This is a genomic window from Haloarcula japonica DSM 6131 (assembly GCF_000336635.1).
In the GTDB taxonomy this organism is placed as follows: Archaea; Halobacteriota; Halobacteria; order Halobacteriales; family Haloarculaceae; genus Haloarcula; species Haloarcula japonica.
On the sequence record NZ_AOLY01000007.1, the window covers coordinates 284,550 to 309,754 of the forward strand.

Annotated in this window: 26 protein-coding genes; 5 read left to right on the forward strand and 21 right to left on the reverse strand. The window is 66.0% G+C overall.

Annotated features, from left to right (window positions below):
• Nucleotides 1-109: 109 nt before the first annotated feature.
• From arcD to C444_RS04670, 3 genes are all read right to left on the reverse strand, one after another.
• A complete protein-coding gene (gene arcD / locus C444_RS04660; RefSeq protein WP_004591248.1) occupies nt 110-1,564 on the reverse strand; it encodes an arginine/ornithine antiporter ArcD in 1,455 nt (484 codons plus the stop codon).
• 255 nt (nt 1,565-1,819) lie between these two features.
• Nucleotides 1,820-3,742 (reverse strand): ABC transporter ATP-binding protein, encoded by a 1,923-nt coding sequence (locus C444_RS04665; protein ID WP_004591250.1) that lies wholly within the window; start codon nt 3,740-3,742, stop codon nt 1,820-1,822.
• A gap of 69 nt (nt 3,743-3,811) precedes the next feature.
• Nucleotides 3,812-4,609 carry a DUF429 domain-containing protein gene (locus C444_RS04670; protein ID WP_004591251.1) on the reverse strand — a complete coding sequence of 266 codons (798 nt, stop codon included), beginning with the start codon at nt 4,607-4,609 and terminating at the stop codon, nt 3,812-3,814.
• Between the two features lie 105 nt (nt 4,610-4,714).
• On the opposite strand from C444_RS04670, the gene C444_RS22185 reads away from it, so the two are divergent.
• Together C444_RS22185 and C444_RS04675 are read left to right on the forward strand one after the other, a co-directional pair.
• Nucleotides 4,715-4,873, forward strand: coding sequence for a DUF7559 family protein (locus tag C444_RS22185; RefSeq protein WP_004591253.1), 159 nt, complete (start codon nt 4,715-4,717; stop codon nt 4,871-4,873).
• Nucleotides 4,870-5,394, forward strand: coding sequence for an Hsp20/alpha crystallin family protein (locus C444_RS04675; RefSeq protein ID WP_004591256.1), 525 nt, complete (start codon nt 4,870-4,872; stop codon nt 5,392-5,394). The genes C444_RS22185 and C444_RS04675 overlap by 4 nt, the downstream gene beginning before the upstream one ends.
• A 30-nt stretch (nt 5,395-5,424) precedes the next feature.
• Here the strand turns inward: C444_RS04675 and C444_RS04680 are convergent, their stop codons facing one another.
• The 5 genes from C444_RS04680 to C444_RS04700 form a co-directional block, all read right to left on the reverse strand.
• The gene (locus tag C444_RS04680; protein ID WP_004591258.1) at nt 5,425-6,528 is read right to left on the reverse strand and encodes an NAD(P)/FAD-dependent oxidoreductase; all 1,104 of its coding nucleotides are present in this window, start codon (nt 6,526-6,528) and stop codon (nt 5,425-5,427) included.
• The gene (locus tag C444_RS04685) at nt 6,529-7,314 is read right to left on the reverse strand and encodes a DUF7388 family protein (protein ID WP_004591261.1); all 786 of its coding nucleotides are present in this window, start codon (nt 7,312-7,314) and stop codon (nt 6,529-6,531) included.
• Between the two features lie 75 nt (nt 7,315-7,389).
• Nucleotides 7,390-8,010 carry an NUDIX hydrolase gene (locus C444_RS04690; RefSeq protein ID WP_004591263.1) on the reverse strand — a complete coding sequence of 207 codons (621 nt, stop codon included), beginning with the start codon at nt 8,008-8,010 and terminating at the stop codon, nt 7,390-7,392.
• 90 nt (nt 8,011-8,100) lie between these two features.
• The gene (locus tag C444_RS04695) at nt 8,101-8,571 is read right to left on the reverse strand and encodes a DUF7109 family protein (RefSeq protein WP_004591265.1); all 471 of its coding nucleotides are present in this window, start codon (nt 8,569-8,571) and stop codon (nt 8,101-8,103) included.
• Nucleotides 8,572-8,603: 32 nt separating this feature from the next.
• Nucleotides 8,604-9,740: an MFS transporter gene (locus C444_RS04700; protein ID WP_004591267.1), complete on the reverse strand. Its 1,137-nt coding sequence runs from the start codon at nt 9,738-9,740 to the stop codon at nt 8,604-8,606.
• A 119-nt stretch (nt 9,741-9,859) separates the two neighbouring features.
• Between C444_RS04700 and C444_RS22190 the strand changes: the two genes are divergently transcribed.
• Nucleotides 9,860-10,030: an HVO_0758 family zinc finger protein gene (locus C444_RS22190; protein WP_004517187.1), complete on the forward strand. Its 171-nt coding sequence runs from the start codon at nt 9,860-9,862 to the stop codon at nt 10,028-10,030.
• Here C444_RS22190 and C444_RS04705 read toward each other — a convergent pair whose 3' ends face one another.
• The 13 genes from C444_RS04705 to C444_RS22895 form a co-directional block, all read right to left on the reverse strand.
• Nucleotides 10,031-11,116 (reverse strand): aldo/keto reductase, encoded by a 1,086-nt coding sequence (locus C444_RS04705; protein ID WP_004591269.1) that lies wholly within the window; start codon nt 11,114-11,116, stop codon nt 10,031-10,033.
• Between the two features lie 71 nt (nt 11,117-11,187).
• Complete coding sequence (locus C444_RS04710) at nt 11,188-12,372, reverse strand: DHH family phosphoesterase (RefSeq protein WP_004591271.1); 1,185 nt, start codon at nt 12,370-12,372, stop codon at nt 11,188-11,190.
• 49 nt (nt 12,373-12,421) lie between these two features.
• Nucleotides 12,422-13,312, reverse strand: a complete 891-nt coding sequence (locus C444_RS04715) for an SDR family oxidoreductase (protein WP_004591273.1) — start codon at nt 13,310-13,312, stop codon at nt 12,422-12,424.
• On the reverse strand, nt 13,309-13,737 hold the full coding sequence (locus C444_RS04720) for a DUF5791 family protein (protein WP_004591275.1): 429 nt from the start codon (nt 13,735-13,737) through the stop codon (nt 13,309-13,311). Before C444_RS04720 ends, C444_RS04715 begins: the two co-directional genes overlap by 4 nt.
• 50 nt (nt 13,738-13,787) lie before the next feature.
• A complete protein-coding gene (locus C444_RS04725; protein WP_004591277.1) occupies nt 13,788-16,790 on the reverse strand; it encodes a DUF7286 family protein in 3,003 nt (1,000 codons plus the stop codon).
• The gene (locus C444_RS04730) at nt 16,778-17,650 is read right to left on the reverse strand and encodes a DUF7284 family protein (RefSeq protein ID WP_004591279.1); all 873 of its coding nucleotides are present in this window, start codon (nt 17,648-17,650) and stop codon (nt 16,778-16,780) included. The genes C444_RS04725 and C444_RS04730 overlap by 13 nt, the downstream gene beginning before the upstream one ends.
• Nucleotides 17,647-18,042 (reverse strand): DUF7285 family protein, encoded by a 396-nt coding sequence (locus C444_RS04735; protein ID WP_004591281.1) that lies wholly within the window; start codon nt 18,040-18,042, stop codon nt 17,647-17,649. The genes C444_RS04730 and C444_RS04735 overlap by 4 nt, the downstream gene beginning before the upstream one ends.
• A complete protein-coding gene (locus C444_RS04740; RefSeq protein ID WP_004591284.1) occupies nt 18,023-18,484 on the reverse strand; it encodes a DUF7283 family protein in 462 nt (153 codons plus the stop codon). The genes C444_RS04735 and C444_RS04740 overlap by 20 nt, the downstream gene beginning before the upstream one ends.
• A gap of 34 nt (nt 18,485-18,518) precedes the next feature.
• The gene (locus tag C444_RS04745) at nt 18,519-20,264 is read right to left on the reverse strand and encodes a type II secretion system F family protein (RefSeq protein ID WP_004591286.1); all 1,746 of its coding nucleotides are present in this window, start codon (nt 20,262-20,264) and stop codon (nt 18,519-18,521) included.
• The gene (locus C444_RS04750) at nt 20,261-22,123 is read right to left on the reverse strand and encodes an ATPase, T2SS/T4P/T4SS family (protein ID WP_049909119.1); all 1,863 of its coding nucleotides are present in this window, start codon (nt 22,121-22,123) and stop codon (nt 20,261-20,263) included. The genes C444_RS04745 and C444_RS04750 overlap by 4 nt, the downstream gene beginning before the upstream one ends.
• On the reverse strand, nt 22,116-22,589 hold the full coding sequence (locus C444_RS04755; RefSeq protein ID WP_004591290.1) for a DUF7311 family protein: 474 nt from the start codon (nt 22,587-22,589) through the stop codon (nt 22,116-22,118). Before C444_RS04755 ends, C444_RS04750 begins: the two co-directional genes overlap by 8 nt.
• The gene (locus C444_RS04760) at nt 22,586-23,098 is read right to left on the reverse strand and encodes a DUF7310 family coiled-coil domain-containing protein (RefSeq protein ID WP_004591292.1); all 513 of its coding nucleotides are present in this window, start codon (nt 23,096-23,098) and stop codon (nt 22,586-22,588) included. The genes C444_RS04755 and C444_RS04760 overlap by 4 nt, the downstream gene beginning before the upstream one ends.
• Before the next feature lie 89 nt (nt 23,099-23,187).
• Entirely contained in the window at nt 23,188-23,316 is a 129-nt protein-coding gene (locus C444_RS22895; RefSeq protein ID WP_004591293.1) for a hypothetical protein, read from the reverse strand.
• Between the two features lie 189 nt (nt 23,317-23,505).
• On the opposite strand from C444_RS22895, the gene C444_RS04765 reads away from it, so the two are divergent.
• Together C444_RS04765 and mre11 are read left to right on the forward strand one after the other, a co-directional pair.
• Nucleotides 23,506-23,871 carry a hypothetical protein gene (locus C444_RS04765; RefSeq protein ID WP_004591294.1) on the forward strand — a complete coding sequence of 122 codons (366 nt, stop codon included), beginning with the start codon at nt 23,506-23,508 and terminating at the stop codon, nt 23,869-23,871.
• Nucleotides 23,872-23,955: 84 nt separating this feature from the next.
• On the forward strand, nt 23,956-25,197 hold the full coding sequence (mre11, locus tag C444_RS04770; RefSeq protein WP_004591295.1) for a DNA double-strand break repair protein Mre11: 1,242 nt from the start codon (nt 23,956-23,958) through the stop codon (nt 25,195-25,197).
• The last annotated feature ends 8 nt before the right edge of the window (nt 25,198-25,205 follow it).

Consider the following 25,205-nt stretch of genomic DNA (forward strand, 5'->3'; position numbering starts at 1 on the left):
CCACCCTGTCACAGTGGCCACGGTGAGGATTGTTCTGCGGTTCGTACTGTTCGACGTACATCTCCTCGCTGAGACGGTACAGTGAAAAATCACCCAGCGGCAAACGAACTCAGTCGTCGGCGACAGCGGACGACGAGACCGAATCAGCCTGCTCGGAACCGTCGTATCGGCCACCGAACAGCGTTGTTGCGAACAGGATCAGCGGCGAGAGGAACGCGAAGAAGTAGTACGGGGCGTACGCAAGCGTTCCAACCCCGAAGACTGCAGACATATAGACGGCACCGGCGTGCCACGGGAAGAGCGCGCCGGTCGGGGTTCCGGCGGACTCGATAGCCTGTGAGAGGTCGTCGCTGGCCAGGCCGTACTCGTTGTAGAGGTTCCGGAGCGTGAGACCGGGAACGACGATGCTCATGTACTGTTGGGCCGAGAAGGCGTTGACGAAGATGGCCGACACGCCGGTCCCGACGACTAAGCTACGCGGGCCGCGGACGGCCGTCGCGAGATGGTGTGCGAGTACGGCGAGGACGCCGGTCCGTTCGAGGAGCCCACCGAGACTGAGGGCCGCGACGACGACAGCAATTGTCCAGGCCGATCCTGAGACACCACCGCTGGCCAGCAGGTCGTTCACGAGCGCCGTCCCCGTCTCAGGGGCCGTCCCGTCGAGAAAGACGGTCCACGCGGCAGTGAACGACCGGCCCTGCACGAAGATGGTCGTGAAGGCCCCGGCGAAGACCCCGGCGACCAGCGTCGGGAGCGCGGGGATTCCGTACAGCGCCAGCCCGAAGGTGACAACGAGCGGGATGAGTACCAACGCCGAGAGTTCGTAGCTGCCAGCAAGTGCGCCCTGTATCTCGGCGACGCGCCCGGTCGGGATTTCACCGACAGCACGCAGTCCCAGCGCGGCGTAGAGCAGTACTGAGAGGCCAAACGCCAGAACGGTCCCGTTGCGCATCGCCCGGATGTGGTCGTAGAGGTCGGTGTTCGTCACGGCGGCCGCGAGATTCGTCGTGTCCGAGAGGGGTGACTGCTTGTCGCCTGCGTAGGCACCTGAGAGGATCGCACCGGCGGTCATCGGCGTTGGCACGCCGAGGCCGGAGCCAATGCCGATGAAGGCCACGCCGAGCGTGCCGGCCGTCGTCCACGACGAGCCGATGGAAAAGGCGACGACCATCGCAAGCAGCGCTGTCGCCGGCAGGAACACGTCCGGCGTCAGTATCGAGAGCCCGTAGTACATCAGCCCGGGGATAGTTCCCGCGCTAATCCACGTCGCAATGAGCCCGTAGATGATGAACAGGATGAGAATGGCCTGCAGTCCCATCAGTAGACTGTCCGCGAGGCCCTCGTAGAGGTCGTCCCACGAGTACCCCAGCCAGTATTTGCCGACTGCACCAGTCAGTACGATGCTCCAGAGCAGGGGCCCGTGTGGGGCCAGCTTCAGATATCCCGATCCGATGCCGAGGAAGAGCACGACACCGAGTACGGGAACCAGCGCCTGCAGTACCCCCGGACGGCGCTCCGGCGGGATGTCCTCGTACGTCAGCGGTTCGAGAGTGAGTGATGTCACGTCTACGCCGGCCTAATAACTCTTATGTATTAAAAAGAGCGATAATATCTCTGTAGCGCATATGAGACACTATCACTTTCAAGGCTAGCGTTACCAAACATCGATACAGCAGACACAAAGCGCGGCTAACGCACACCTGACTGGCGGCCACGCTGGTTGCTATCGACGGCTCGAATGAGGCAATCAAATATTTCGTGCCAGTGCAGTCGGTCGCCTCACCGGTACTCTGCCGAACATACCCAGGTAGCCACAGTCTCAGTCGTCAGCGCTGACCGCCCGGTCGTCGGCCTGCGCGTGCCAGAGGTCAGCGTAGTCGCCGTTGGCCGCGAGTAGGTCGGTGTGGCTGCCGCGCTCGACGATTTCGCCGTCGTCCATCACGACGATGCGGTCCGCGTCCTGAATCGTGGAGAGGCGGTGCGCGATGACGAAGGCGGTACGGTCCGCGACCAGTTGCTCGATGCTCTCCTGGATGCGGTCTTCCGTCTCCGTGTCCACGTCGCTGGTGGCCTCGTCGAAGATGATGATCTCGGGGTCGTTCAGCAGGGCGCGGGCGATGGCGACCCGCTGGCGCTGGCCGCCAGAGAGCTTGATGCCGCGCTCGCCGATCTGTGTGTTGTACCCCTCGGGCAGGCCCTCGATGAACTCGTGGGCCTGGGCGGCCTTCGCCGCGTCGCGGACGCGGTCGCGGGCGGTCTCCCAGCCGGCCGCACCGGTCTCCTCGGTAGACTGTTCTGCGTCGAGCACCCCGCGGTCGCCGTAGGCGATGTTCTCGGCGACGGTCCCCGAGAACAGGTACGGCTGCTGTTCGACGATGGCGATCTCGCTCCTGAGGCTCTGGAGGCCGTACTCGCGTACGTCGACGCCGTCGACGCTGACAGAACCATCATCCACGTCGTGGAACCGGGGGATCAGTTTCAGCAGGGTCGACTTGCCGGCTCCGGTCGCCCCAGCGAGGCCGATTGTCGCCCCGTCAGGCACGTCTAGCGACACATCACGGACAACTGGCGGCTCGTCGCCGTAGCCGAAGGTCACGCCGTCGAATTCGACGGACCCGTCGATGCTAGCCGGTTCGTACGGATCACCGGGGTCGGTAACTTCGGGCTCCTGGCCCAGCAGGCCGAACACGCGTTCGGCGCTGGACTTTGCGAGCTGGTACTTGTTGGCCGACTTGCCGACCCGACGCATCGGCGAGTACAGCCGGCGGATGTAGAGGAAGAAGGCGGTGAAGGCCCCCGCTGACAGCGCCGCCTCCCCCTCCGGATTCGTGATGAAGTCCATCCCGGCGACGTACAGGATCAGGACGAACACGATCCCGGTCAACAGCCGCAGGCCGGCGAAGAAGGCCCGGCGGATGCGCAGCGCGGCGACCTTCTCGTCGTGGTACTCCTGGCTCTGCTCGGTCACCCGCTCGCGCTCGAAGTCGTAGCGGTCGAAGGCCTTGATCACCGGCGCGCCGCTGAGGTTGTTCTCTAGCCGGGTGTTGAGCCGCGACACCGTCTGTCGGATGGAGCGGTACCGCGGCTCGATCCAGGTGAGGAAGAAGCCGCTGGCGACGCCGATGATGGGGACCGGCGCGAGCGCGATGAGCGCCAGCTTCGGCGAGTAGGTCCAGAGAATGACCGCGATGCCGCCGACGGTCGCCACCACTCGGATCATCTGGCGGAACTCCGTGTTCAGAAACGACTCTAGGCGGTTGATGTCGCTGTTGAGTATCGACATCATCCCGCCGGTCTGGTGGTTCGCAAAGAAGGACAGCGAGAGGTGCTGGAGGTGGTCGTACGTGTCGTTTCTGAGGTCTCGTTGGATTTTCTGGGCGCTCGACTGCAGGAGATACCGGGAGGCAAAGCGTGTCGCCGAACGGATGAGGTACGCGATGGCCGCGATGACGACGAGCCGCTGGAGGAACGCGATCCGGGCGGCTTCGCCCGTGATTGTACCGGGCGGCAGCAACCCGGCTCTCGTCAGCAGCCCCGGTTCGCCGCTGCTGAGGACGACGCGGTCGATGGCTGCGGCGACGATTATCGGCGGCACCAGACGGGCAAACCGGGTACAGAACGCCGCGACGATGCCGATGAACAGCCGCAGCCAATAGGGGGTGGCGTACCGGACAAGCTTGACCATCGGGTGGCCGTCGATGTTCTCGCGGACGCCCTCGAAGCCGCCCTGATCGGCAGGCATAGACGGTAGTTGGGCCGGAAACTGATATATGCCGGGCTTCGGCCCGGAGACGGTGACGCCACCGCGTTGTTAAACGTAGATACAGCCCTCACTCTCGGGGCCAACTGCTGGCGGTCTGGCACCGTCGGCCAGTCGCCCCGCCGAAACCACGGCGGCAAGCGAGTCCAGCGCGTCGTGGTTGCCGAGGTAGGTGTCGCGGTGCTCGCCGACCGTGACGCTGCAGCTTTCGACCGCCGAAATATTCGCTTCCCGGCGCTGTTCCGGTTCGTCGACGTTCTTGTACCCCTCGCGGTAGCAGCCCAGCCAGCCGAAGGTCGCGGCGGGGTACACCTCGGCCACGAGCGTGTCGGCGTCCCAGCCCTGCATCGGTACGACGGCCGTCCCGTCGTCGTCTCCCAGTTTCCCGAGCACGTCCCGGACGCCGTAGAAGGTCATACTGCGCGTCCGGTTCGTGTAGGGACACAGCGCACCGCGTCGGAAGTCCGTCTCCCGGCGCAGGTCCCGGCTTCCGGTCGCCATCTCGGCGGTGTGCCGGCACGCCTCGGAGAGCGACGCCGGGTCGGTCGGGCCGCTGCCGCTCGCAAGCCAGTCGACGAAGCCCGACCAGGTACCGCTACATTGGGCGTCAAGGAGCGCCTGGGGCAGGCTGAACGGGAAATCCAGCCCGACCGTGCCCACATCGTCATCCGTGATGCGGTCGACGAGGCCGGCGTGGGCCGTCTCGCGGTCCCGGCCCCACTCGTCCGTCGCGCGGTAGCATCGCTGTACGTCCAGCCCGTCCTCCGTCGGTATCGCCTCGGTAACCCAGAGTGCATCGCCAGCGGCCGCTGCGCCGCTGAAGTCCACCCCGAGGACGCGTTCACTCATACGCCCGAGTACGGCGGTGACGGCATCAATGTTGGGACTGGCAGGAGCTGAGCGAACACTTCCCCGTCCGTAAGGGGTTTGTCCCCGACGGACCAACGAAATAGTATGCCAGCCACCATGGAGGTCGTCTGCACGGACGACAGCTGCGAACTCGACATGTTCGAGATGCACTACACGTACGATATGCCGGACGATGTCGAACTCGCGGCGTTCTCCTGTCCGTACTGCGGCGGGACGGACTGCCTCGACGAAATCGAACTATGATGCGCGACATCGGCTCGTCCATCAGCAACGCCATCTTCGAGAACATCGGCCGGGCCGCCGGTCGGGTACAGGAGAACAAGCCGCTGCCCTCGGACCTGCTTGAGTCGGACGACGCTTACCTCGTCGTCTTCGACGCCCCCGGCACGACGGCGTCGGACATCCAGGTCCGGTACATCGACGACCGCGTGGAGGTCCGAATCGACCGCTTCCGTGACTTCTACGAGGGCTTCGAAATGCGCTACCCGGGCCGCGGGCTCGCACTCGACGGGAGCGTCACGCTTCCGAGCGATGCGGCTGTCGACCCGGAGACAGCCCAGGCGACGCTCAAAAGCAACGGCACGCTCCACGTCCGCGTTCCGAAGGCCGACACGGACCACGACGAGGACGAGGCCACGGATGTCGGTGTCGAAACCGACGAGAGCGAGACGGCCGAGGACAACGAAGCGGATGCGGACAGCGGAACGGCTGACGTCGAAGACGTGACCGAATCAGCCGATGAGAGCGAAGACGACGACGCCTGACCGCCCTGTATACACTTTCTTACAGCGTATTCACTTGTCCCAGTCACGTGTCGGGTCGTCCAGCGCGGCGAATTCTTCCGAGCCGTCGAACCGTGTCGGGTCGACGCGGTCGGGCAGGTGTTCTGAAAGCGGGTTCCGACGATCGAGAACAGCTGCGGCGAGATAGTTCCCCAGCGCCGGAGCCCGCATGAGCCCGTGGCCCTGCCAGCCAGTCGCCACCCAGAGCCCGTCGCCGGCCTGCCCGGCCAGCGGCGCGCCGTCCGGCGTCGCCGTACACAGACCGGCCCAGGCCCGGTCACACGCCGGAGCGAGCGCCGTCACCTGCTCAACCCGGTCGAGGCTCCGAGTGACGAACTCGGCGTCCGCTGCCGGGTCCCAGTCTCTCGGGTCGACCTCGTGTGCGCCGTCGCCGACCAGCAGTGCGTTGCCCTTCGGCCGCCAGTAGAACTCCCGTGTCGCGTCGTAGAACGACGGCAGCGTGGCATCGATAGGCTCGGTCACGAGGGCCTGCGCCCGGTAGGCTTTCAGCGCGAGCGAGACGCCGACATCGGCGACAAGTGGCTTTGTTTGCGGGCCAGCCGCGACGACCACCGCATCAAACGTCCGGGTCTCATCCGGCGTTTCGACGGTCGTCGTCGACGCGAGGGAGACCGGGGATTCTGTTTCGATGGTCGCACCCGCTTTGCGGGCCGTTTCGGCGAGCGTCGCCACCACCTTGTCCGGGTCGAGTACGCCGGCCTTGCGGGCGAGGCCGGCCACCTCGATACCGCCGGTGTCTAGGGCCGGGTAGCGGTCGCCGAGTTCCGCCGGTGTGAGCGCGTCGACCGCGACGCCGTTTTTCTGCATCCCCGTGATCTGCTCGCGGACAGCCGTGGCGTCGCTCTCGTCGCGCGCGACCCAGACGTAGGGCTGTGGCTCGAACAGGTCCAGGTCGCGGTAACGAGTGAGCGCGTCCGCGGCGACGGCGGCGTCCACGTCGTCAGCGAACGCGTCGTAGCAGAGGCCGGCCGCTTGCCCGCTCGCGCCGCTTCCGAGGGTGTCACGTTCAAATACCGTTACCGATGCGTTGTGGCGAGCCAGTGCCAGTGCGGTCGACAGGCCGACTGCCCCACCGCCGACGACGGCGACGCTCATTTACGAGAGAAAGGGGTCGAGTCCACGGGCCGGGTAGCCGACAATCGTGTCGACACCGATATCATGGAGCCGTTCGGTTCGCTCGGCGACTGTTTCGGCAGAGCCGACGAGCGCGTAGTCGCGGATAGCCTGCTTGAGTACGTCTCTGGCCCGACCGGTCGCTCGGCTGTCCGTCGGTGCGCCCTCAGGCAGTGCGTTCCGAACCGGGCCGCGTCGGGCCGCGTAGTCGCCGACAGCGTCGAGCATCGCGTCCTCGTTGTTCGAGAGCACCAGCGGAGCGTAAACGGCAATCGAACCGTCGAAGCCGGCCGTCCGGAGCGTCCGAACGTCGCGGGCGGTCGTCCGCGAGAGGAGTTCGTACTGCGTCCCGCCGACCGCCAGCGCGAGGCGCTCGATACCCTCAGTTCCGACCCATGGGTCGCTGGCGTCGTCGACAGCCGCCCGTAACCGCGGTGCGACGGCCCGTTCGGCCTCGTCCTCCGAGAGATACGCGCTATGGCCGGCGACCAGAACACGTCCCGCACCTGCCGGCAGCGCGTCGAACCCACTGTCGTCGCCCAGCGGGTCGAAGCCGTCGGCCCGGATCGGCGTGGTGACGCGTACGTCGGCGGTCGATGCCAGTCGCTCGATAGTGTCCGTTTCCGGGACGTGGGCCGACCCTTCGTAATCGACTGCGAGCGTCTCGACGTCGAGGGCTGTCGCTCGGGACACGTCCACTTCTGTTGGCTTGAGCGCCACCGCGTCGATGCCGGCGGCCGCGAGCGTCGCACCGGTAAGCGTGGTCATCCAGTTACGCGATTATCGGAGCGGGGTCGCAAAATCCTGTCGCTCTCGGTAGCTAAGCCCGAACAGCGGCCCGCGTCACTCGGCTTCGTCGCGCACGCTCGGCGGTAAGTCGTCGTCGGGCTCCATGTACCGGTCGGGCTCGGGCGGCATCCGCCAGTCGGTCGCGAGTTCGAGCAACTGGACGAGCATTCGCGCCGTCGCACCCCAGACGGTGTAGCCGTCGACGTAGAAGAAGTGGAGTCGAATCTCGCCGTAGTGGGGGTGGTCGCGGTGTTCGGACTCGTAGTTGTCCAGATCCGTCAGCTCCGATACCGGAAGGGCAACAATTTCGGCGACTTCTTCGTCTGAAGGTAGATAGTCGCGGTCCGGAATCCGCCCGACGAACGGGCGCACGGAGTAGCGAGTGATGGTCCGGATATCGTCCAGCCGGCCGACGACGTTGACTGCCAGCGGGTCGAGCCCGATCTCCTCGTTCGCCTCCCGGAGCGCCGTCCGCAGCAGGTCCTCGTCTTCGGGCTCGCGGCCGCCGCCGGGGAACGACATTTGCCCGGGGTGGTCCGACAGGTGGTCGGCACGTTTCGTGAACAGTATCGCCTCGCCCGCAGGTCGCGTGACGACCGGGGCGATGACGGCGGCCTCCTGTGGCTCATCGTCCACGACGACTGGCTCGTGGGCCGCGACCCGGTCAAACTGCATAGCGTACTGTAGGTGACCGACCGTCTTAATTCGGGTGGCTCACTCCCTCGAAATGTCTGATTTAATCGTGTGGGTATCGGGGCACTGGGCTCACACGTCGTCGAGTCGGTCCCGGAGGCCGTCCATCTCGACGTTCTCCCAGGCTTCGATGTCGTAGCTCACGTCGAGTAGCGTCCCGACGCGGTCTTCGTCACCGTTCTTGACGGCCATCACCGCGTCTTCCCGGAAGCGGGCCTTGATGGCCTCGATAACGGCGTCACGCGCGAGGTCGCGGGCCGGCACGTCCATGATGTGCGGGAGGTCGGCCGCACCGTCGGGCAGAGCCGGGAACGCGACAGGGCCGACGACCAGTAGCGTCTCGTCGGCGTCGGCGGCGTGGTCGTCGACAGTGACGAGATGGTACGAGTCGATAGCGTCGTCGATAGCCGCCGCTACTACCTCCGGGTCGTCGTCGATGCCCTGCTTGAAGGCGAGTTCGCCGCAGGCGTCGAGGAGCTCCGCTCTGGTGAGCGAGCCAAAGAGGTCGACGACGCCAGCCAGCTCGTCCGGTTGCAGGTCCATACAGGTGACGCGGCACCGAGCGGCTTCAGCCTTTAGGCTCGGGCTGCGCTTGGCAGCCGACCGTCGAGGTGCAGCGTCACCATCGCAGCGAGGACGACGAGCAGCGCCAGCCCCATGCCGCGAAGCAGCGCCGGGAAGGTGACGCCGGCGTCCAGCAGGGCCCCGACGAGCGCGCTCCCGGGGGCCTGCATCACCATCATGCCCGCGCCGTAGGTGGCGTAGGCGCTCGCGCGGTGGCGGTCGGGGAGCGAGCCGAGCAGGTACGCGTCCACCGCCGGAAAGATGCTGTGGATGACGTAGCCGACGACGACGCTGAACGCGGCCAGCGACCAGAACCCAGTCAGCGACGGGAGCACAAGTACGCAGCCGGTAAAGGCCGCCAGGATCGTCAGGAGGTACGGAATCGACGGGAGCCGGTCGGCCAGACGGCCACTGACGTAGAAGGCCGGCACGCCGGCCCCGAACGCGAGCAACAGGAGCGTCCGTCCCCGTCCGGGCGTGAGACCGACGCTCGTGGCGTAGGTGACGTAGAAATTGAACAGCCCGTTCCAGACCAGTCCCGCGACGCCGATGGTACCGACGCTGGTGACGATGATGTGCCACTGGGCACGCGCTGCGCCGAGGAGGTCGCGGTCTTCGCTCCCGGCGTCGGGGAGTCGGGAGCGTCTCGCGACGATAGTGAAAGCGACGGTTACCAGTCCCGCGGCGACGGCGATCCCCTGTAGCGCGGTTCGCCACGTGCCGACGATAAGCACGAACGAGATCAGGGCGGGCGCACCGACGGCCGCGAGTTGGGAGGCTACGCCGTGTTGCCCGAGCGCGCGACCGGGCCGCTCCGGAAACAGTTCGCTGACCAGTGTGTTGGCCGCGGTCAGGTAGATGCCGCTCGCAAGCCCCATGATGAACGCGCCGACGAGCAACAGCGTCGGGTCGAACGCGAGCGCGGTGAACGTCGTCCCGAGGGTCAACACGACACCGGAGCCGAAGATGACCTTCGCCCGCGATATCCGGGTCAGCAGGACGCCGGTCGGCAGCCGCGGGAGCGCGCTCCCGGCCCAGGCCATCGTTGCGAGCAGTCCGAGCGTCGCATCGGACGCTCCCGTTGTCGCCCGAATCGGCTCGATGAGTGGTGCAAAGACGACTCTGGCGAGGTTGATGCAGAACACCATCCCCAACAGCGAGCCGAAGATACGGCGACGAGACACGACCGGTGATAGATCGGAAAACTTGAACAACGTTCCGGAACGCCGCCACGGGGTTTTTACACGCGGGTAGCACACTGGCAGGTATGGACTCAGTGAGGAAGGCCCTCCGAGCAGGCGACGTCGAGAAGGACAACTACGGACGGCTCTCCTGTACCAGTTGTGACGAGCCGCTCGCAACGGAAAACGACCCGGACGAGGTCGGGAAAGTGCGCGTCTGTCCCGAATGCGACGGCAAGTGGAAGGAACTCAGCTAGCTACTCGAAGACGGCGTCGAACGCGTCAGCGCCGAGCGGTTCGTACCGACCGGCATCGACGTTTTCCCGGGCGTGCTCGACAGACCCCGTGCCGACCAGCGAGCAGGTCACGCCCGGCGCGCTGCGTGCGAAGTTGATGGCGCGCTGTGCGCTCGTCTCGCCCGAGAGCTTCGCCGCGATGTCGTCCGGGATTTCTGCCGCCAGCTGTCCCTGCATGATGGAAGCGCTGGTGAACACGTCTAGCCCGGCCTCGTGCGCGAACCACAGCGCCGACTGTGGCCCCTCCGCGCCGTCGTGGGACTCAACAGTGAATGCGTCGGCCATCGAGACGTTGAACGGCAACTGAATCGCACGGAGATGCGTCGCCGCGTTGCCGACCGTTTCTGCCGCGGCACGGGCACGCTCAACGACTTCCGGTAGCGAGAGGTAGCTGTCGTGGTCGGTGGGCACGCGAAACGCTTCCCACGTCGCGAGCCCGTAGTGTTTGATGTCGCCAGCCGCTGCTCGCTCCTCCAGTTGCTCGAAGGTCGCCTCTAGCTGATCGTACACTGCCTCGCGGGACTTGGATTTCAGTTGCGTCTCCGGATTGTGGACGTAGTAGAGGTCAATTGTGTCCAGATCGAGGTTCGAAAGCGACCGGTCGACCTGGTCGTCGATGTAGTCGGGTGCGATGCAGTGTTGCCCCGCGACGAGGTCGTCGCGGTCGACGATGCCGGTGTCGAGATACTCCGACCGGACGAACGCGCCGGGGTCAGCCGGGCGCTCCCCGTCAAACGGGATGAACCCGCCTTTCGTCGCAACAGCGATCGCTTCACGGTCCACGTCAGCGTCCGCGACGGCGTCGCCGACGATGCGTTCGGAGCGCTGGTGTCGGTAGTTTATCGCCGTGTCGACGACGTTGATGCCCGACTCCAGCGCCGTGACGATGGCGTCGTGGTAGTTCGCGTCCCGCTCGTCGCTCGGGTCGCCCAGATACGTACCGATGCCGATACTGGAGACGACGCCGTCGCCGAATCGGCGGTAGAACGTGCGCGCGAACTCGTCGTGGTCGTCCCGGTACGCCCAGGTCGCCTCCCGTGTGGCCATACCAGTCGTTGGTCGGGCAGTGACAAAAGGACAGAGATTCACTGGAATCGCAAGCGCGCTCCAGTCGCTCGTTACAGCTCGCCGCTCATGGCGTCGAACACCCGCTCACGGAACTCCTCACGGGAGACGCCGTCACTGGGGCCGAGGCCGGCCATGTGCTTGACCGGGACCTTCCCGCCGCCCATCCGGGCGTGGCCACCCCCCTCGGCCATCGGGATATTGTCGACGACGGCTTCTATCGCCCGCCCGATGTGGACGCGGTCGTCCCGCGAGCGCCCGGCGATGCGCATGGTCCCTTCCTTCTCACCGACGACGACGACCGCGGAGACCCCTTCCAGGGTCTCCAGTTCATCTGCCGCCTGTGGAATGGCGTCCGTGTTCGACACCTCGCCCACGTCGCTGAACGCGTAGGGCGCTCGCACCTCTCGTTTCCCGATGGCTCGGGATTTCACGTCGAGTACTTCTGCGTCGACCTGGGGGTTCGCGATGCGGTTGAGCAGGTCGCTGTCCATCCCATCGTAGAGGTACGCGGCAGCCGCGAAGTCCTCGGATTGACACCCGTTTGTCAGCGACCGGGTGTCGGACTGGATACCGTACATCAGCCCCGTTGCCAGCGCACAAGGGACGGTTTCGGCCGGTGCAGCGTCGATATCGATACCCTCGTTCCCCTGTGTGTCGCTGAACTCGAACTCCAACTGATTGAAGTAGCTCGCGAAGATGGTCGCACAGGCCCCGTAATCGGACCGGATATCGGTGAACTCGCTACCGCTGCCGTTGCCGGGATGGTGGTCGATGACGGCGACTGGCTCGACCTCCTCGGCACCGGGGAAGCCGCGTGCCGTGTTGTGGTCGACGAGGACGACCGCCTCTGCGTCGATGTCGTTGACAGTTTCGACGTGCTCGAAATCCAGATCCAGCACCGTCTGGAAAGCCCGGTTCTCCGGGCGGCGTATCTCTCCGGGGTACAGCAACGACGCTGACGTATCAGTGCCGGCGACGAGTTGGTTGACGGCCAGGGCAGAGGCCATCGCGTCCGGGTCCGGGTTCGGGTGCATCAACACCGCGATTCGGTCGTAGCCGGTCAGTGTCCGGCGCAGTCGCTCACCGGGCGTTCGGCTGAGATACCGACGCAGCCAGACGCCGGCTCCGAGAAGGACGAGGAGGGCCACAGCGACACCAGCGATCAGCAGGGGATTCTCGCTAGCGAACGCCGCGGCGGCGTCGACCTGCAGTCCGCCGCCGGCAACGCGTGTCATACCACGCCCTTCGCCAGCCTATCAGTAATAAAGTTCGCCCCTGATGCAGCTAATTTTGCTGGTATTCTCGAATAGCGTCGCGGTACCCCTCCCGGAACGTCGGGTACTCGAACTTATACCCGAGTTCCCGGAGTTGGTCGTTTGAGCACCGCTTGCTCGTCTGAATACGTCGCTTTGCGGTCTCTGAGAGGCTATCGTCAGCGAGTCGTTCCTCAGTCGTCTGTTTCGGTGGGAACGGAACATCACACTGTTCGGCCAGCCAGTCCGCAAAAGCCCACTTTTCGACGGGTTCGTCGTCGACGACCAGCACGACTTCCTCGCGGTGGTCCTCGGTCAACAGATGGCGCACGGCACCAGCTGCGTCGGCCCGGTGGACCATGTTCAGGTAGCCGGCCGTCACCGGGCCCTCCAGATACCGCTCCAGTCGGTAGCGGTCCGGGCCGTACAGGCCGGCAAAGCGCGCGACCGAGCCGTGGCCGCCGTGTTCCACGGGCCGCTCGCGGGCGACCCGCTCCGCTTCGGCCAGCACTTCGGTCTTCTCGGTCTGTGGGTCCAGCGGCGTCTCCTCGTCGACCCACGCGCCGTCGTGGTCGCCGTAGACGCCGGTACTGGAGGTGTACACCAGCCGTTCGGGCGGGTCGGCCCGCGACCAGAAGTGGTCGATAGCTGTCCGGAGCCCCTCGACGTACACCTCGCGAGCGGCCTCAGCACCCCTGCCGCCGGAGCTCGCGGCAAAAACGAGCCAGTCGGCGTCCGGTACCGCTGACAGCGACTCTGGGTCGGTCACGTCGGCCCGGACAGCCTCAAAGCCGGCGTCCTCAATAGCCACGATACCGTCGTCGGACCGGCGAACGCCCACGACCTCGTGGTCGTCGTGCAACTGCCGCCCGAGTTCGATGCCGACGTAGCCACAGCCCAGAATGGCGACGCGCTCCGTCACCGCTTTTCCCCCTCTATGTAGCTGTGTAGGAGGGCGTACTCGGCCAGCGTCACTGGATATCTGCCTTCGATTTTCTGCTGGATCTCCTTTGGCTCCAGTTCGTCGTCGATGCCGGAAGCCAACGATTCTACGTCCATTACGGCCGTCGTCATCCCCATCAGGAGGATATCCTGCGCTTCGGCTTGCAACGCGTCGGCGTCCGGCCGGTTCGGCCCGGTCGCCAGTACGGCGACCGCCTCGTCGAGCGTTCGGTCGGCGACATCGCCGTCGGCGAACGCTGCCACTGTCGCTCGGTCGAGTCCCGTCGCGTCGACGATTTCCTCGACGCCGACTGTCTCGACTGTCTCGGCCAGCACGGTGCCGTAGGCCGCCAGTAACTCCTCTGGGGACTGCTCGCCCGCGTCTGGAAACTCGCCTCGAAGCATGGGCATCGGTATGTCCCCGGGGTATTTTACTTCGGTTATGCGGCCCGAAGTCAGGAGCCTGCGTCCGGCCACCCGCTGGAGTCCTCCACAGCGTTGCCGCCCTTATCACCAACCCCGCGCGGTTTGGGCGGAACCACGACGACAACGCCCGTATCGGCTCTGAACGAGACGCGGTCGGCGGTACCCAACCGCTCGTCCGTTCCGTCGTCGTCTACGTCAAGCGTGACGTTGTGCCCGTCACGCGCATAGGTGGTCTGTGCGCCGGGCTCGCCCGGCGGCCCGTGACTCGCAGAGACGGCGAACCGTGCGTACTCGCCCTCGACAGTCACCCACCAGATGTTCGCCGTCGCGTACCAAGGAGTGACTGGCGGTGCCAGCGGGAGGCCCGCCGGAAGTCTGTCCGTCCCAAGCCGCTTCTTTGCGAACTGCTGTGCCTTCTGTTCACCGGCACTTGCCAGGGCGCTACTCAGTTCGTTTTTCGCAACGGACCGCACCGCCGAGGCCGTCCCGTTCGTCGACCCCCGCGTCGGTCTGGTCGCTGGCGTATCGACCGAAAGTAGCTGCAGGCGGAGGCGGTCGCGTTCGACCCGCGTGAGGTTCAGTCGGGCACCAGCGACGCGGGCGACCCGTTCCTGGGCGGAGCCGTTGGTCAGCGCCAGTGCCCTGGCCGCCGATGTTTCCCACGGCGACATCGCTTCAGTGACGATGGCCTTGCTCTCGTCCTGTTCAGCCTCGGTGTGCTGGGAGACTGCCAGCCAGAGCGTCGTCGTCATCTCCCTGTTGGCCGCCGCAACCTCCCGCTGGAGTGCGTCGCGTTCCGAAGCGAGCGTGGCGTTCGACTCCGCTTCGAGGGTTTCGTTCGCGGCCGCGAGTGTGTTCGCTGCCGTTGCGAGCCGTACCCTATCACCGGACTCGAACGCACCGCCAACGACGGCGTCGGCGGCGTCGCCGTACGGGACTGTGAACACGTTCGCGTTCCGCGCCACCAGCGGATGCTCGCTCCCATCCAGCGCGCGATACCGGCTCTCGTCCAGCTCGGCCAGCGTCAGATACGGCGTCTGCGTATCGACCCGTGTTCTGACGGGGCCGGCGGGGCCAACCGGGACCGGACGGGGCCGCGGAACGGGCGTCTCGCGGGCTGTTAACCCTTTTCGGAGGGAACGCAGCGACCCTTCGGTGCGTTCAGATAGCTGTGTAGCGACTCGCTCCCGGTTGTCACCTCGTGCCGTGGCCTGCTCGTCCAACTCCGTCAATACCGCATTCAGATAGGTCAGCCGGGCCGCGACGCGTGCCTTCTGTGCCGCGCTGTCGTAGGTGTCCGGAACGGCCGCGAGGGTGGCACGACGTTGTTCGACCCGTTTTCGGAGTTCCTGCGGGGGATTCGTCTCAAACGTCCCGACACGCCCTCGCTCGACGGAGACGGTCGTGTTGCGGACTGACGCCCGTAGACTCATGAGGTCCCGATACACCCAGTTCCGAAGCTCTGGCGGTCGGTCAGCCGTCACCGTCGCCTCTGTCCGGCTGAGACTGTTGTCGACGACTCGTTCGGCCACACTGTCACGGCCCCCGGCATTGCCGACAAGCGTGTCCAGCGCTTTCGGCTCCACATCGGCGAAATTCGACCCGTCCAACGGGCTTGCGCTGGCGTCGTGGGCGGTCCGAATCGAGCGGTTCGGTGCCGGTGAACGGCCGTGATGGCGGCCGACGACGGCGACGGTCACGCGATAGCGCGCGGTGCTTGACGTCGTTGTCCGCTCACGTACTGACCCGTTCTGCCAGATGGCGGTCCGCGTGTACTGACGCTCGACAGTCCGACTGAACGTCTCCAAGGTATGCCAGTCGTCTGGCGTCGCGACGCGACCACTGGCGTTCTTGACCGCTTCCACCGAGGAGGTCGTTCGCTCGCGGACCAGCGTCCACTCGGTGCCCGGCGATGGCGGCGTCCCCGGCGGTCCCCCGCCCAGTCGATGCTTGTCGGTTTCCAGCGCTACCTCAACCGTGTATGCGTCTTCGAGCGTCTCGTTGAGCGCTGACGGCTCGGTAACGGATCGGAACGCAGTGTCGGCTGTCTCGTTGACGCCGACGGTCATCGAATCGGACGGATTCGGACTGGCTGTGGACTTCGGACGCGGCGGCGTCTCGCTGACCGGCTTGTACTGGGCTTGGTCGAGTACTTCCGTTGAATACGCTGTCCCCTGGCTCCCCCGAATCAGGTCCTCGATTCCTGTCATCGCTGTCGCCTCGGTCAGCGCACGGCGACCGGCCGGGTCGCTCCGGCCGAAAGTCGACCGCTGGACGCCGAGCAGTGCGCCGTTCGCCGCCAGCGAGACGTGCCGGTTCGCGACGACGTTTTCGATGCCCGCGCCGCTGTACTGCGCATAGCCTCTCGCCCACGCCATTGGGTACAGCCGGGCTGTCATCCGCCGGCTCAGCCCCGGCTTGTCCAGGCCGTTGTTCAGACGCGTCTGGTAGGTCGACACTTGATCGTGGAGCATGAGCGCCTGTGTCGGGACGACGACGGTCGGCGAGACTCGTCGCGTCGAGACCACCGCTCCGTTGCGCCGGACCGTCAGAACGACATTCTCGACCGTCGCCCGCATCGCAGTCTCGTTCGGCCCGGCGCGTTCGACCGAGACGCGGTGTTTCGCCGCCCGGAGGTCGCTTGCGTTAGAAACCGCCGGCAGGTTGGCGGTCACGGTCACGTCGCCGCTTCGGCCAGAGACGCGCTCCAGTCTATCGGCGACCCTGAGATAGGCGCGGATTCTAAGCGAATCCCGGAACGCCGTCGAGTCATTCAGAACCCGACCAGCGGGTGTGTCAGCCGGCGTGACGACCGGGTTCGCCGCTGCCTGCCGGCCAGCTGTCGAGACGCCGTCCCGCACGGCGACTTGCGTCTCCGCCATAGCCTGATTCAGCGCCCGTTCGACCGTCGTCTCGCTTGGGGCCGGCTCGCTAACGAACGTCGGGGCCAGCGTGAGACTGCTCACCAGCAGGAGAACGCCGAGCAACGCGAAGGGGACTCGGCCGCGCGTATCGTCTCTCACGGCGACCACGTCCTGACAGTGACGCGGACGCGGCTCGCCCGAACGGCGCTGGCAGCGTCCGCCGGCGAGTCGTACCGCGACTGCATATCGGTCCGAAGTCGCGCGGCGAGCGCCGCGGTCAGGTCGCGGTTCATTTCGACTGTCGACTGTCGTTCAACGGTAACGCTCGTCCCTGTCAGATCGGCCATGCGCTCGTACCGTGCGGCCATCAGCACGTCTGCGGGGAAGTCACCACGGAGGGCGTACCGCGACTGCGTCGGCGGGAACAGCCCGTCGACGACACTCCGAGCCACGACAGTCGCTACGCCGTCGTAGCCGCCTGCCTTTGCTGCTTCACGGGCCGGCTCCGAGACGTTCGCCATCCCACTCGGGACGGTCACCGTCGCCGCCCGAACGTCTACAGCGTCCGGCGGTCGGTCGCCGACGCGGTACTCGGCGCTGACTGGCGCACCGCGATACGGTGCCCAGGTGACGCGGACGGATGTTCGATGCCCGCGGCTGTGGAGTCTGTCACGCGTCGCCGCAGCGACTTTTGACTCGAAGTCCGTGCCGGCACTCGACAGTCGCTCGCCGTCGACGGTGACGCCGCTCATCGCCGCTTCACCGAGCAGTTCCGCGACAGTCCCGTGACTCGTCCGCTGCCGTCGCGTGGCGTGGTCGGGCGGCCTGCGGCGCTCTGACGGCGGGACGAGCAACTCATACTCGACGCTCGCGGTACTCGTCGCCAGCGTCGACGCTTGCTCGGCCGCGGGGTTCGTGGCCGCCGCTGGCTTTTCCATCCCGACGCCGCTCACGAGAGTCCCCGCAGCGGCACCGACGAGCAGGAGGAACACCGTCACGTCGGCGACGGCGCTCATGGCTCGGGTCATCGCCACACCCGAACGGTGAGCGTTCCGCGACGAACTGCTCCCGGTCCGACCCGCACACTCACTGTTCTGGTTTCGGTGTCGGCGCTGTTCGGTGGTTTTTGACCACTGCTCCATCGCTCGCCGGTCGTTACCGTGATGGTCGCGTTCCCGTGGTAGTTCGTCGGAACCGTATCGAGCGCGCTATTGAGCTCCTCTGGCCGAACGATGCCCGCCGACGAGAGCCGCTGTTCCACAGCATCGGCGGTCGGCGTAGCGACGTTGCGGTCGTCGTCGAGCGTGCCGAACGCGTCGTCTACCACGCCGGCATACAGCGACACGCCGAGCGTGACGGCGAAGACGGCAACGAGGGCGGCCAGCGGTTCCGTGGTCGCCCTATCCGACGATGGTGACATCAGTCCCTCCCCAGGCGACGTGCCTGACGGTCACCCGGTCCGGAGCCGGTCGCCACCCGTCGTCCGTAGTCCGCGCCCGGCGGATATCCCGACGGAATGCGTCCGGTGATTCGTATACCGCCTTCGGCCGCTCCCCGTCCACCACAGTCTGTAGCTGCTTGGTCCGCGCCGGGACAGCCGTTCGAATCAGCCATGCGGTGGCTGTCCCACCGTCGTTGCGGAGACGGATTTCGCGGCCATCGAACGCCCACTCCGTAGCGACGAGTCGACGATGTCCGACGGACCCAGGCGGGCTGGTCGTGATCTCATCGATAGTCGCGGCCGCAGCCGTCGCGTCCGGCGGTGCGGTCGTCGGGAGGCCGACGACGACGCCGAGGACGGCCACGCTCACTGTTCCCAGGCCGACCCAGAGATACAGCGTATCGACGTGCGTTTCGAACATGGAACAGCCTGGCCGCGTTTTCTGATTTAAATTCTCAGACCAGCAGCCCGGTGGCGACGACGGCGACGAGGAAGGTGGCCGTGGCCGACAGGAGCGCTAAGCCGGCCCGGTAGCCAACGAGCGCGCGGTCGAGGCCCCGATGCAGGCTCGTCGATAGCGCCGTCAGCAAAACAGCCAGAACGAGCACGTACCAGCCGATCACCGGCCCCAGCAACGCACTCGGAACGGTGGCGAACTGTTCGCCGCCGCCCATCGACCTGGCCAGCGCGACGGTTGCGCCGCCGATAAGCGGACCGAACAGCGCGGCGGTGTTCGACAGCGTTTCCGTTATCTGCGAGAGGTCCCTACGCGTCTTGCGCTCGATGGTCCGGAGTGCGTCCAGATGCTCGCCCATCGCCGTCACGGCCGCTCCCGCCGGTGGCCCGATTGTCGCGGCTGTATCCAGCAGGGTCGCCACCTGGCGGGTGCGACGGCTTGGAACGTCAGCGAGCGCCCCGCCGGGACCCAGAAACGCACCCTCGACGCTGGTCCTGAGGCGTTCCTGACGCGCGACAGCGGCCTCAATGACGGCGCTGGTCGGTTGGGGAGTCTCGTCGACAGTCTCGACAAGCGCGGCTTCGACCGACTGGCCGCGGTCCAGTCGTCGACCGACGGCCGATAGCGCGTCCGGAAGGCCCGCTTCGATGTCGGTGATGCGGTCGCGGACTTCGGCGACGGGTCGGTAGTAGTTGACGAGCGCGCTCCCGACGCCGGTCCCGAATGCGCCGACGGGAGACGCCCACGTAGCGACGAGTGCGCCGGCAAGGAGCCACCCACCGATTCCGGTGACGATGCCGACTGCGATTGATGGGAGTGCCGATACCGGTACGTCCGGATGACTCCGCGGGATTGTTGCCGGCGGGAAAGCCACTGGTCGCCGTCCCAGAAGCCAGCAGCAGGCGACCAGCAGCGCGGCGGGTAAGACGACACCGTAGCTCCCGACCAGCACAGAGGCTGTCACTGGGACACCCGCGGCAGCGGCGGCAGGCAGCAGTGACGCCATCGCTAATGGCAGGAGAACACCGAACGCGTACAGCCCGGACGCCGGCCCTCGGAGTGAGGCCGCGAAGGCCGCCATCTCGTCACGCGCCCCATCGAGGATGCATTGTCGCGCACGTTCGAGCACTTCAGGCCGCTCCTCGGCCGGGGCCGCCGTCGCGTTCTCGACCAGCCCGACTGCGCGTTCGAGCGCCGGGAATCTGTCGCTCCAGGCTGTCGCGAACGTTCCCAGACCGTTCCGTGGCGTGCCCGCGGCTCGCCGCTGATGGTGTTCCAGCCGTGTAGCGAGCAGACCGTTTCCGGTCCGCCCGGCGAACGCCGCCGCCCGCTCAGCGCTTGGCCATAGCGTCGCGCCGAGCACCAGTGTCGTGACGAGCGAGGGCGCGGCCCCCAGCGTTCGGATGCGCTTTGCCTCCGCTGCGAACGGCACGCCGTACCGTCCAAGCGCCGCGACGCTCAGGGACAGGGCGAGGACTCCGAGGCTGATTGTCGTCGCCAGCAGTCCAGTCACTGCCACAGCGACGAGCAGTGCGAGCAGGGAGCCACACACCGCAACGGCGTAGCTCGCCGTTAGCAGTATCTCAGGTGGAGCCGAAATCGAAAGTAGCCGACACGCTCGCCGATAGTCGTCTGGTACCGCAACAGTGCCCGGGTATGCGGAAACGAGCACAGTTATGAGCGGTGTGGCTGATACCGTGTTCGCGTCGTCACGGGAGTCGTCTGAACTGCTGGTGTGGTTCATAGCTGGACCTCGTCTGAGGGCGGTTCGTTCCGAGGCATCTCGACAGCTACTGACTGCTCGAACCGTTCGGCTCGCGCCTCGATAACGTCGAGTACCTCGGCGTAGGACTCACCGGGAGCGGCGAGTGACTCAACCAGACGGCTGTTACCCCGCGTCAGGCGACCGGTAGCCGTCGCCGTTGACTCATTGCGCTCGTAGAGCATCTCGAAAGAGATGTCATCGCCGTGAGAGACGATTTCTGCGACAGATGCGATACCGCGGCCGTACTCTGATGCGGGCGGAGCCATCGTCACCACGAGGTCCGTCGCCGCGAACGACTGGACCGGGACGCCGAGGTCCGACACCAGCCGTTCCCGAACGGCTTCTGGGCCGTTACCGTGAATCGTTCCGAGGACGGCTCCGTCGCCGCCACCGACACGCATCGCCTCGTAGAGAACGCTGGCCTCCTCGCCACGGACCTCCCCAACGGCGAGCGCCCCTTCGCCGAGTCGGAGCGCGGTCCGCAGGGCCTCTGTTGCATTGACTGACGGCCCCTCTCCTCTGGCAGTCCGAAGCGCCTGCACGTCCCGTCCGTCGGACTGCAGCGATGACGCCGGGAGTTCGGGCGTGTCCTCGATGAGGACAGTTCGAACATCGCGCGGAATCTCCCAGAGCAGCGCGCCCAGCGCCGTCGTCTTGCCTGCACCCCGGGGACCAGCAATGAGGCAGGCCCCGCCGCGCTCCGCGACGACGGACAGCAGGCCGGCGACAGGGGCCGGCATCGTCCCGTTGTCGACGAAGTCGGCCAGCAGCCACACATCGCTGTCGTGGGCGCGAAAAGCGAAGGCGAGGCCGTCACTGACCGGTTCGCTCACACCGGCGACGCGAATCTGCCGGTCAGCCACCGTCACTGTCGCATCGAGGGTCGGGTTCGCTCGCGAGAACGCCCGGCCGCTCGCCCGTCTGAACATCGACGCCAGTGTGTTCGCGCCCGCCGGCGTCAGGTGGACGTTCGTTCGCATGGTTTCACCGCCACACTGCACTCGGAGCCGGGTGTCGCTCACTGGGGCTGTCGCGAACACGTCTAACACCCGCTGATCGGCGAAGATATCTTCGAGAATCCCGAGCCCACCCGTGTGCTTCTCAAGCACGGCACCGATGGCGGTTGCCGTCATACTGTCACCGGCCACCGCAGTAGCTGCGTCGTACGGGTGACAGCCACCGTCGACGGTGGCTGTTGCGATCCGCTCGTACGCTTCGACAAGCGTCTCCATCGTATCTGCGTCGAACCGCTGTTCGCGGGGCTCGACATGATACATCGGCAGGTGGTCTCCGTGCGTGTCATATCTCCGAACGACGGCGTCCGTCGGGAGCGTCTGCTGGTCCCGGAGAGCCGCATCCGCCGGCGGCGCTGCCCCGACGCGGGCGTCGCTAATCGTTGGTCCAGTGTATGCAGTAAGCGCCTGTTCGCTGGTATCGAAGCCCTCTGTGGCGACTACCAACCCAGTCTCCGCCGCCAGATCAGCGACCGGTCCCGCTCGGCCGACTGCCTCCGCGGCGGCAGCGACGGGGTCCCGACGAGCACGGTCTGCGAGGCGGTCGTCCAGCGAGGCGACTCTGGTCGCGAACCGGCCAGCCGCAGTGAGCACTGCCGCTGCCCGGTCGACGTACACCCGCTCCTGACCTGCTTGCTTTGTGACGACGGTCTCGATACCGGTCGACGCGAGCGAATCGATGACTGTCGCCCGGCAGTCAGCCGACGCGGCGAGGTCACCACCGTCAGGACAATCGTCCGCTGTCACCACTAGCTGCCCATCCTCCATGGCCGTTTCACAGCGACAGCCAGACACTGTCGATGACCCGAAGAGCCACTCACGCATGGCTACGCCTCGCCGCGGCTTGGGATTTAAACCGATGGACCTGCAGTATCCGCTGGCCATCTGACCGCGTCAGCACGAATACGAGCCGATGTGTGCCGGATTCGTCAAGCCGGCCGGTCGAGGCTGTTGTTCGGATCGGAATACCGACCAGCCGTTCGGTCTGTTTCCGGGACTCAACTGTCCAGGTTGCGACGCCGACACCGGCCCGCTCCGCGAACTGTAGCTGACTGACGCCGGCATTCGTGTAGGTCCGCGCGGGGAGTCGTATCTCCACCACGCGTCGCGCATCGCCGTTCGGCGTCGCGTCGTCAGTCTCGACCAGTATCGTCAATTCGGCTCCTAGTTCGTCCAGTTGGCGCTCCATGGTATCGCTGGCTGTGTCAGCTCTGGCCGTCGACAGTGCTGGCGCTGATGCACCGACAAGTGCGGTCATGACTGCGACAGCGAGGACCAGTCGGTATATCACAGCAGCGCACGGATACGCCCGATAACGCCCGCACCAGTGGTCTCGCCGTCGGGATTACCGCCGTCGGTGATAGCGGAGAAATCGGTCGGCTCCTCGGTTGTGGCGTTCGTTTCTGTGCGATCACCGCTATCCGACAAGCCTGGATGGCCCTGTACCGTCTCCGCCCGTAACTGGTCGGTCCCCGCCGCTGGTGGGTCAGATATCGACGGCGACGACGGTGCTTCGTCGAGTCGGGTTTCCAGTCGGTCGGTCGCCGCCAGTGCCGCGTCAGCCCGCTGCTCGACATCTTCGTTGACCGAGCGGATGTTCCCCACGTAGCCGCGGAGGGCCTGTGTGGCGGCTTCGAGCTCCGCCGTCCGCTCGTCGATGTCGTCGATACGCTGTTCGACGGTGGCCACGCGGCTCTCCAATTCAGCGAGCTCTGTCACGTCCGGGAACTCAGTCGTTCCGTCCGTGACCGCACGTTCGACCGTGTGGAGTCGTTCGGCCAGCGTCTCGATATCTGTCATATCCGGCCCTGGTCCCGTGCTGGTACTTGAACGCTCGGACGGGGTGTCGTGTGAGCCGTGCCTATCACCGACACCAAGTCCTGCCTGTTTCACACGCCCATGCCGAGGATGAACAGCGCGAGGACGACGGAGATGAGCAGGGTCGCCAGAATCAGCAGCGCGACGATTGTGACCGAGGAGAGCGCTTTGTCGTCGGAGCGGAATGTGCGTAGAGGCATGTTGTGAACGTCCGATAGGGGTTCTCGTCGGGTCGGACCGACGCCGTACCGTTAGCTCTACCAAACGCGTCAAATCACTAAACTGTACTCTTTCTCAACCGGTTCGGGTGGAGAGGGCGTTTCAAAGGTGCCACTACCGGAACCGGTACCAGCGAACGTTTATATCCGATTCCGGGGACACCTCGGCCCATGCCCGATAGCGATCAGGTAAAGGCGGCGCTCACGGCGCTCGTTGACGGTGAGGTCGACAGTGAAGACGGTGATAGAGCCGCCCGAGTAGCCGGCCGGGACGACAGCACCGCGGGCCGGAGAGTCATCGAGGAACGAGGTGACGACGCCGACGACTACCGGACAGTCATCGAGCGAGCCACCCAGGCAATCGACGATTTAGACGAAGCGGTCGCCTTCGTCGAGACGTTCGGCGTCGGACGACTTGAAGCGGCCGTCGCACAGGCCGACCACGAAGTGAGTGGGCTGGCCGACGAGGGTCGCGCGGCTCTGCGAGCATTCCGACGGTACCGGGACGCCGCCGGCGGGACCGACACTGAGGTGTAGATACTGGACAGACCACACTGCCGTCGACCACTTTCACTCCGGTCACGATACCTCTTTAGGTGGCGCTGGCTTACCGGTGGGCAAATGACACGGGTGATACACACCGGCGATACCCACGTCGGGTATCAGCAGTACAACGTCCCCGACCGCCGGGACGACTTCCTCGACGCGTTCCGGCAGGTGGTCCGGGACGCCATCGCTGACGACGCCGACGCCGTCGTTCACGCCGGTGACCTGTTCCACGACCGACGCCCGGCCCTGGCCGACATCATGGGTACGCTTACCGTTCTCGAAGAACTATCTGAAGCCGACATTCCCTTCCTCGCCGTCGTGGGAAATCACGAGGCAAAACGGGACGCTCAGTGGCTCGACCTGTACGAGTCACTCGGCCTGGCGACGCGGCTGAGCGACGAGCCGACCGTCATCGGCGACACCGCCTTCTACGGTCTCGATTTCGTCCCGCGTTCACAACGTGACGACCTCGACTACGACTTCGCTGCCCACGACGCGGACAGAGCCGCGCTGGTCACCCACGGTCTGTTCCAGCCGTTCGACTACGGCGACTGGGACGCCGACGAAATCCTCACCGAGTCGTCGGTCGAGTTCGACGCGATGTTGCTCGGCGACAACCACGACCCCGGCAAACAGCAGGTCGAGGACACCTGGGTCACCTACTGCGGATCGACCGAGCGCGCAAGCGCGAGCGAGCGTGAGGATCGGGGCTACAACATCGTCACCTTCGACGACGAGGTCCGGATCACCCGCCGCGGTCTCGACACCCGCGAGTACGTCTTCGTCGACGTGGACCTCGGGCCCGAGGAAGGCATCGAGCGGGTCCGCAGCCGCGTTGGCCAGCACGACCTAGAAGATGCCGTCGTCATCGTCTCTATCAGCGGCGACGGCGACCCGGTTACCCCCGCTAGCGTCGAATCGTTCGCGCTCGACCGGGGTGCGCTCGTGGCTCGCGTCACCGACCACCGGGAAATAACGGCCGAGGAGCGCGAAACCGAGATTAGCTTCGCTGACCCGGACGACGCCGTTACCGAGCGCGTCCGCGACCTGGGGTTGAGCGAGGCCGCTCACGACATCGACGAGACGATCCGCGCCTCGAAGGTCGCCGACGCGAACGTCAAAGACGAGGTCGAACGGCACGTGCGTGAACTACTTAATGAGGATTCAGATGCTTTCGCAGCCGACACGGCCGCGAGCGACGGAGCGGCCGACACCGCGAGCGCAGACGAGGACGACACCGACGACGGAGAGGCGGTGAACGAGGCCGACAAGACGGACGGCGAGAACCAGGCGAGCGTCGAGGAGTTCCTGTAATGGAGGGT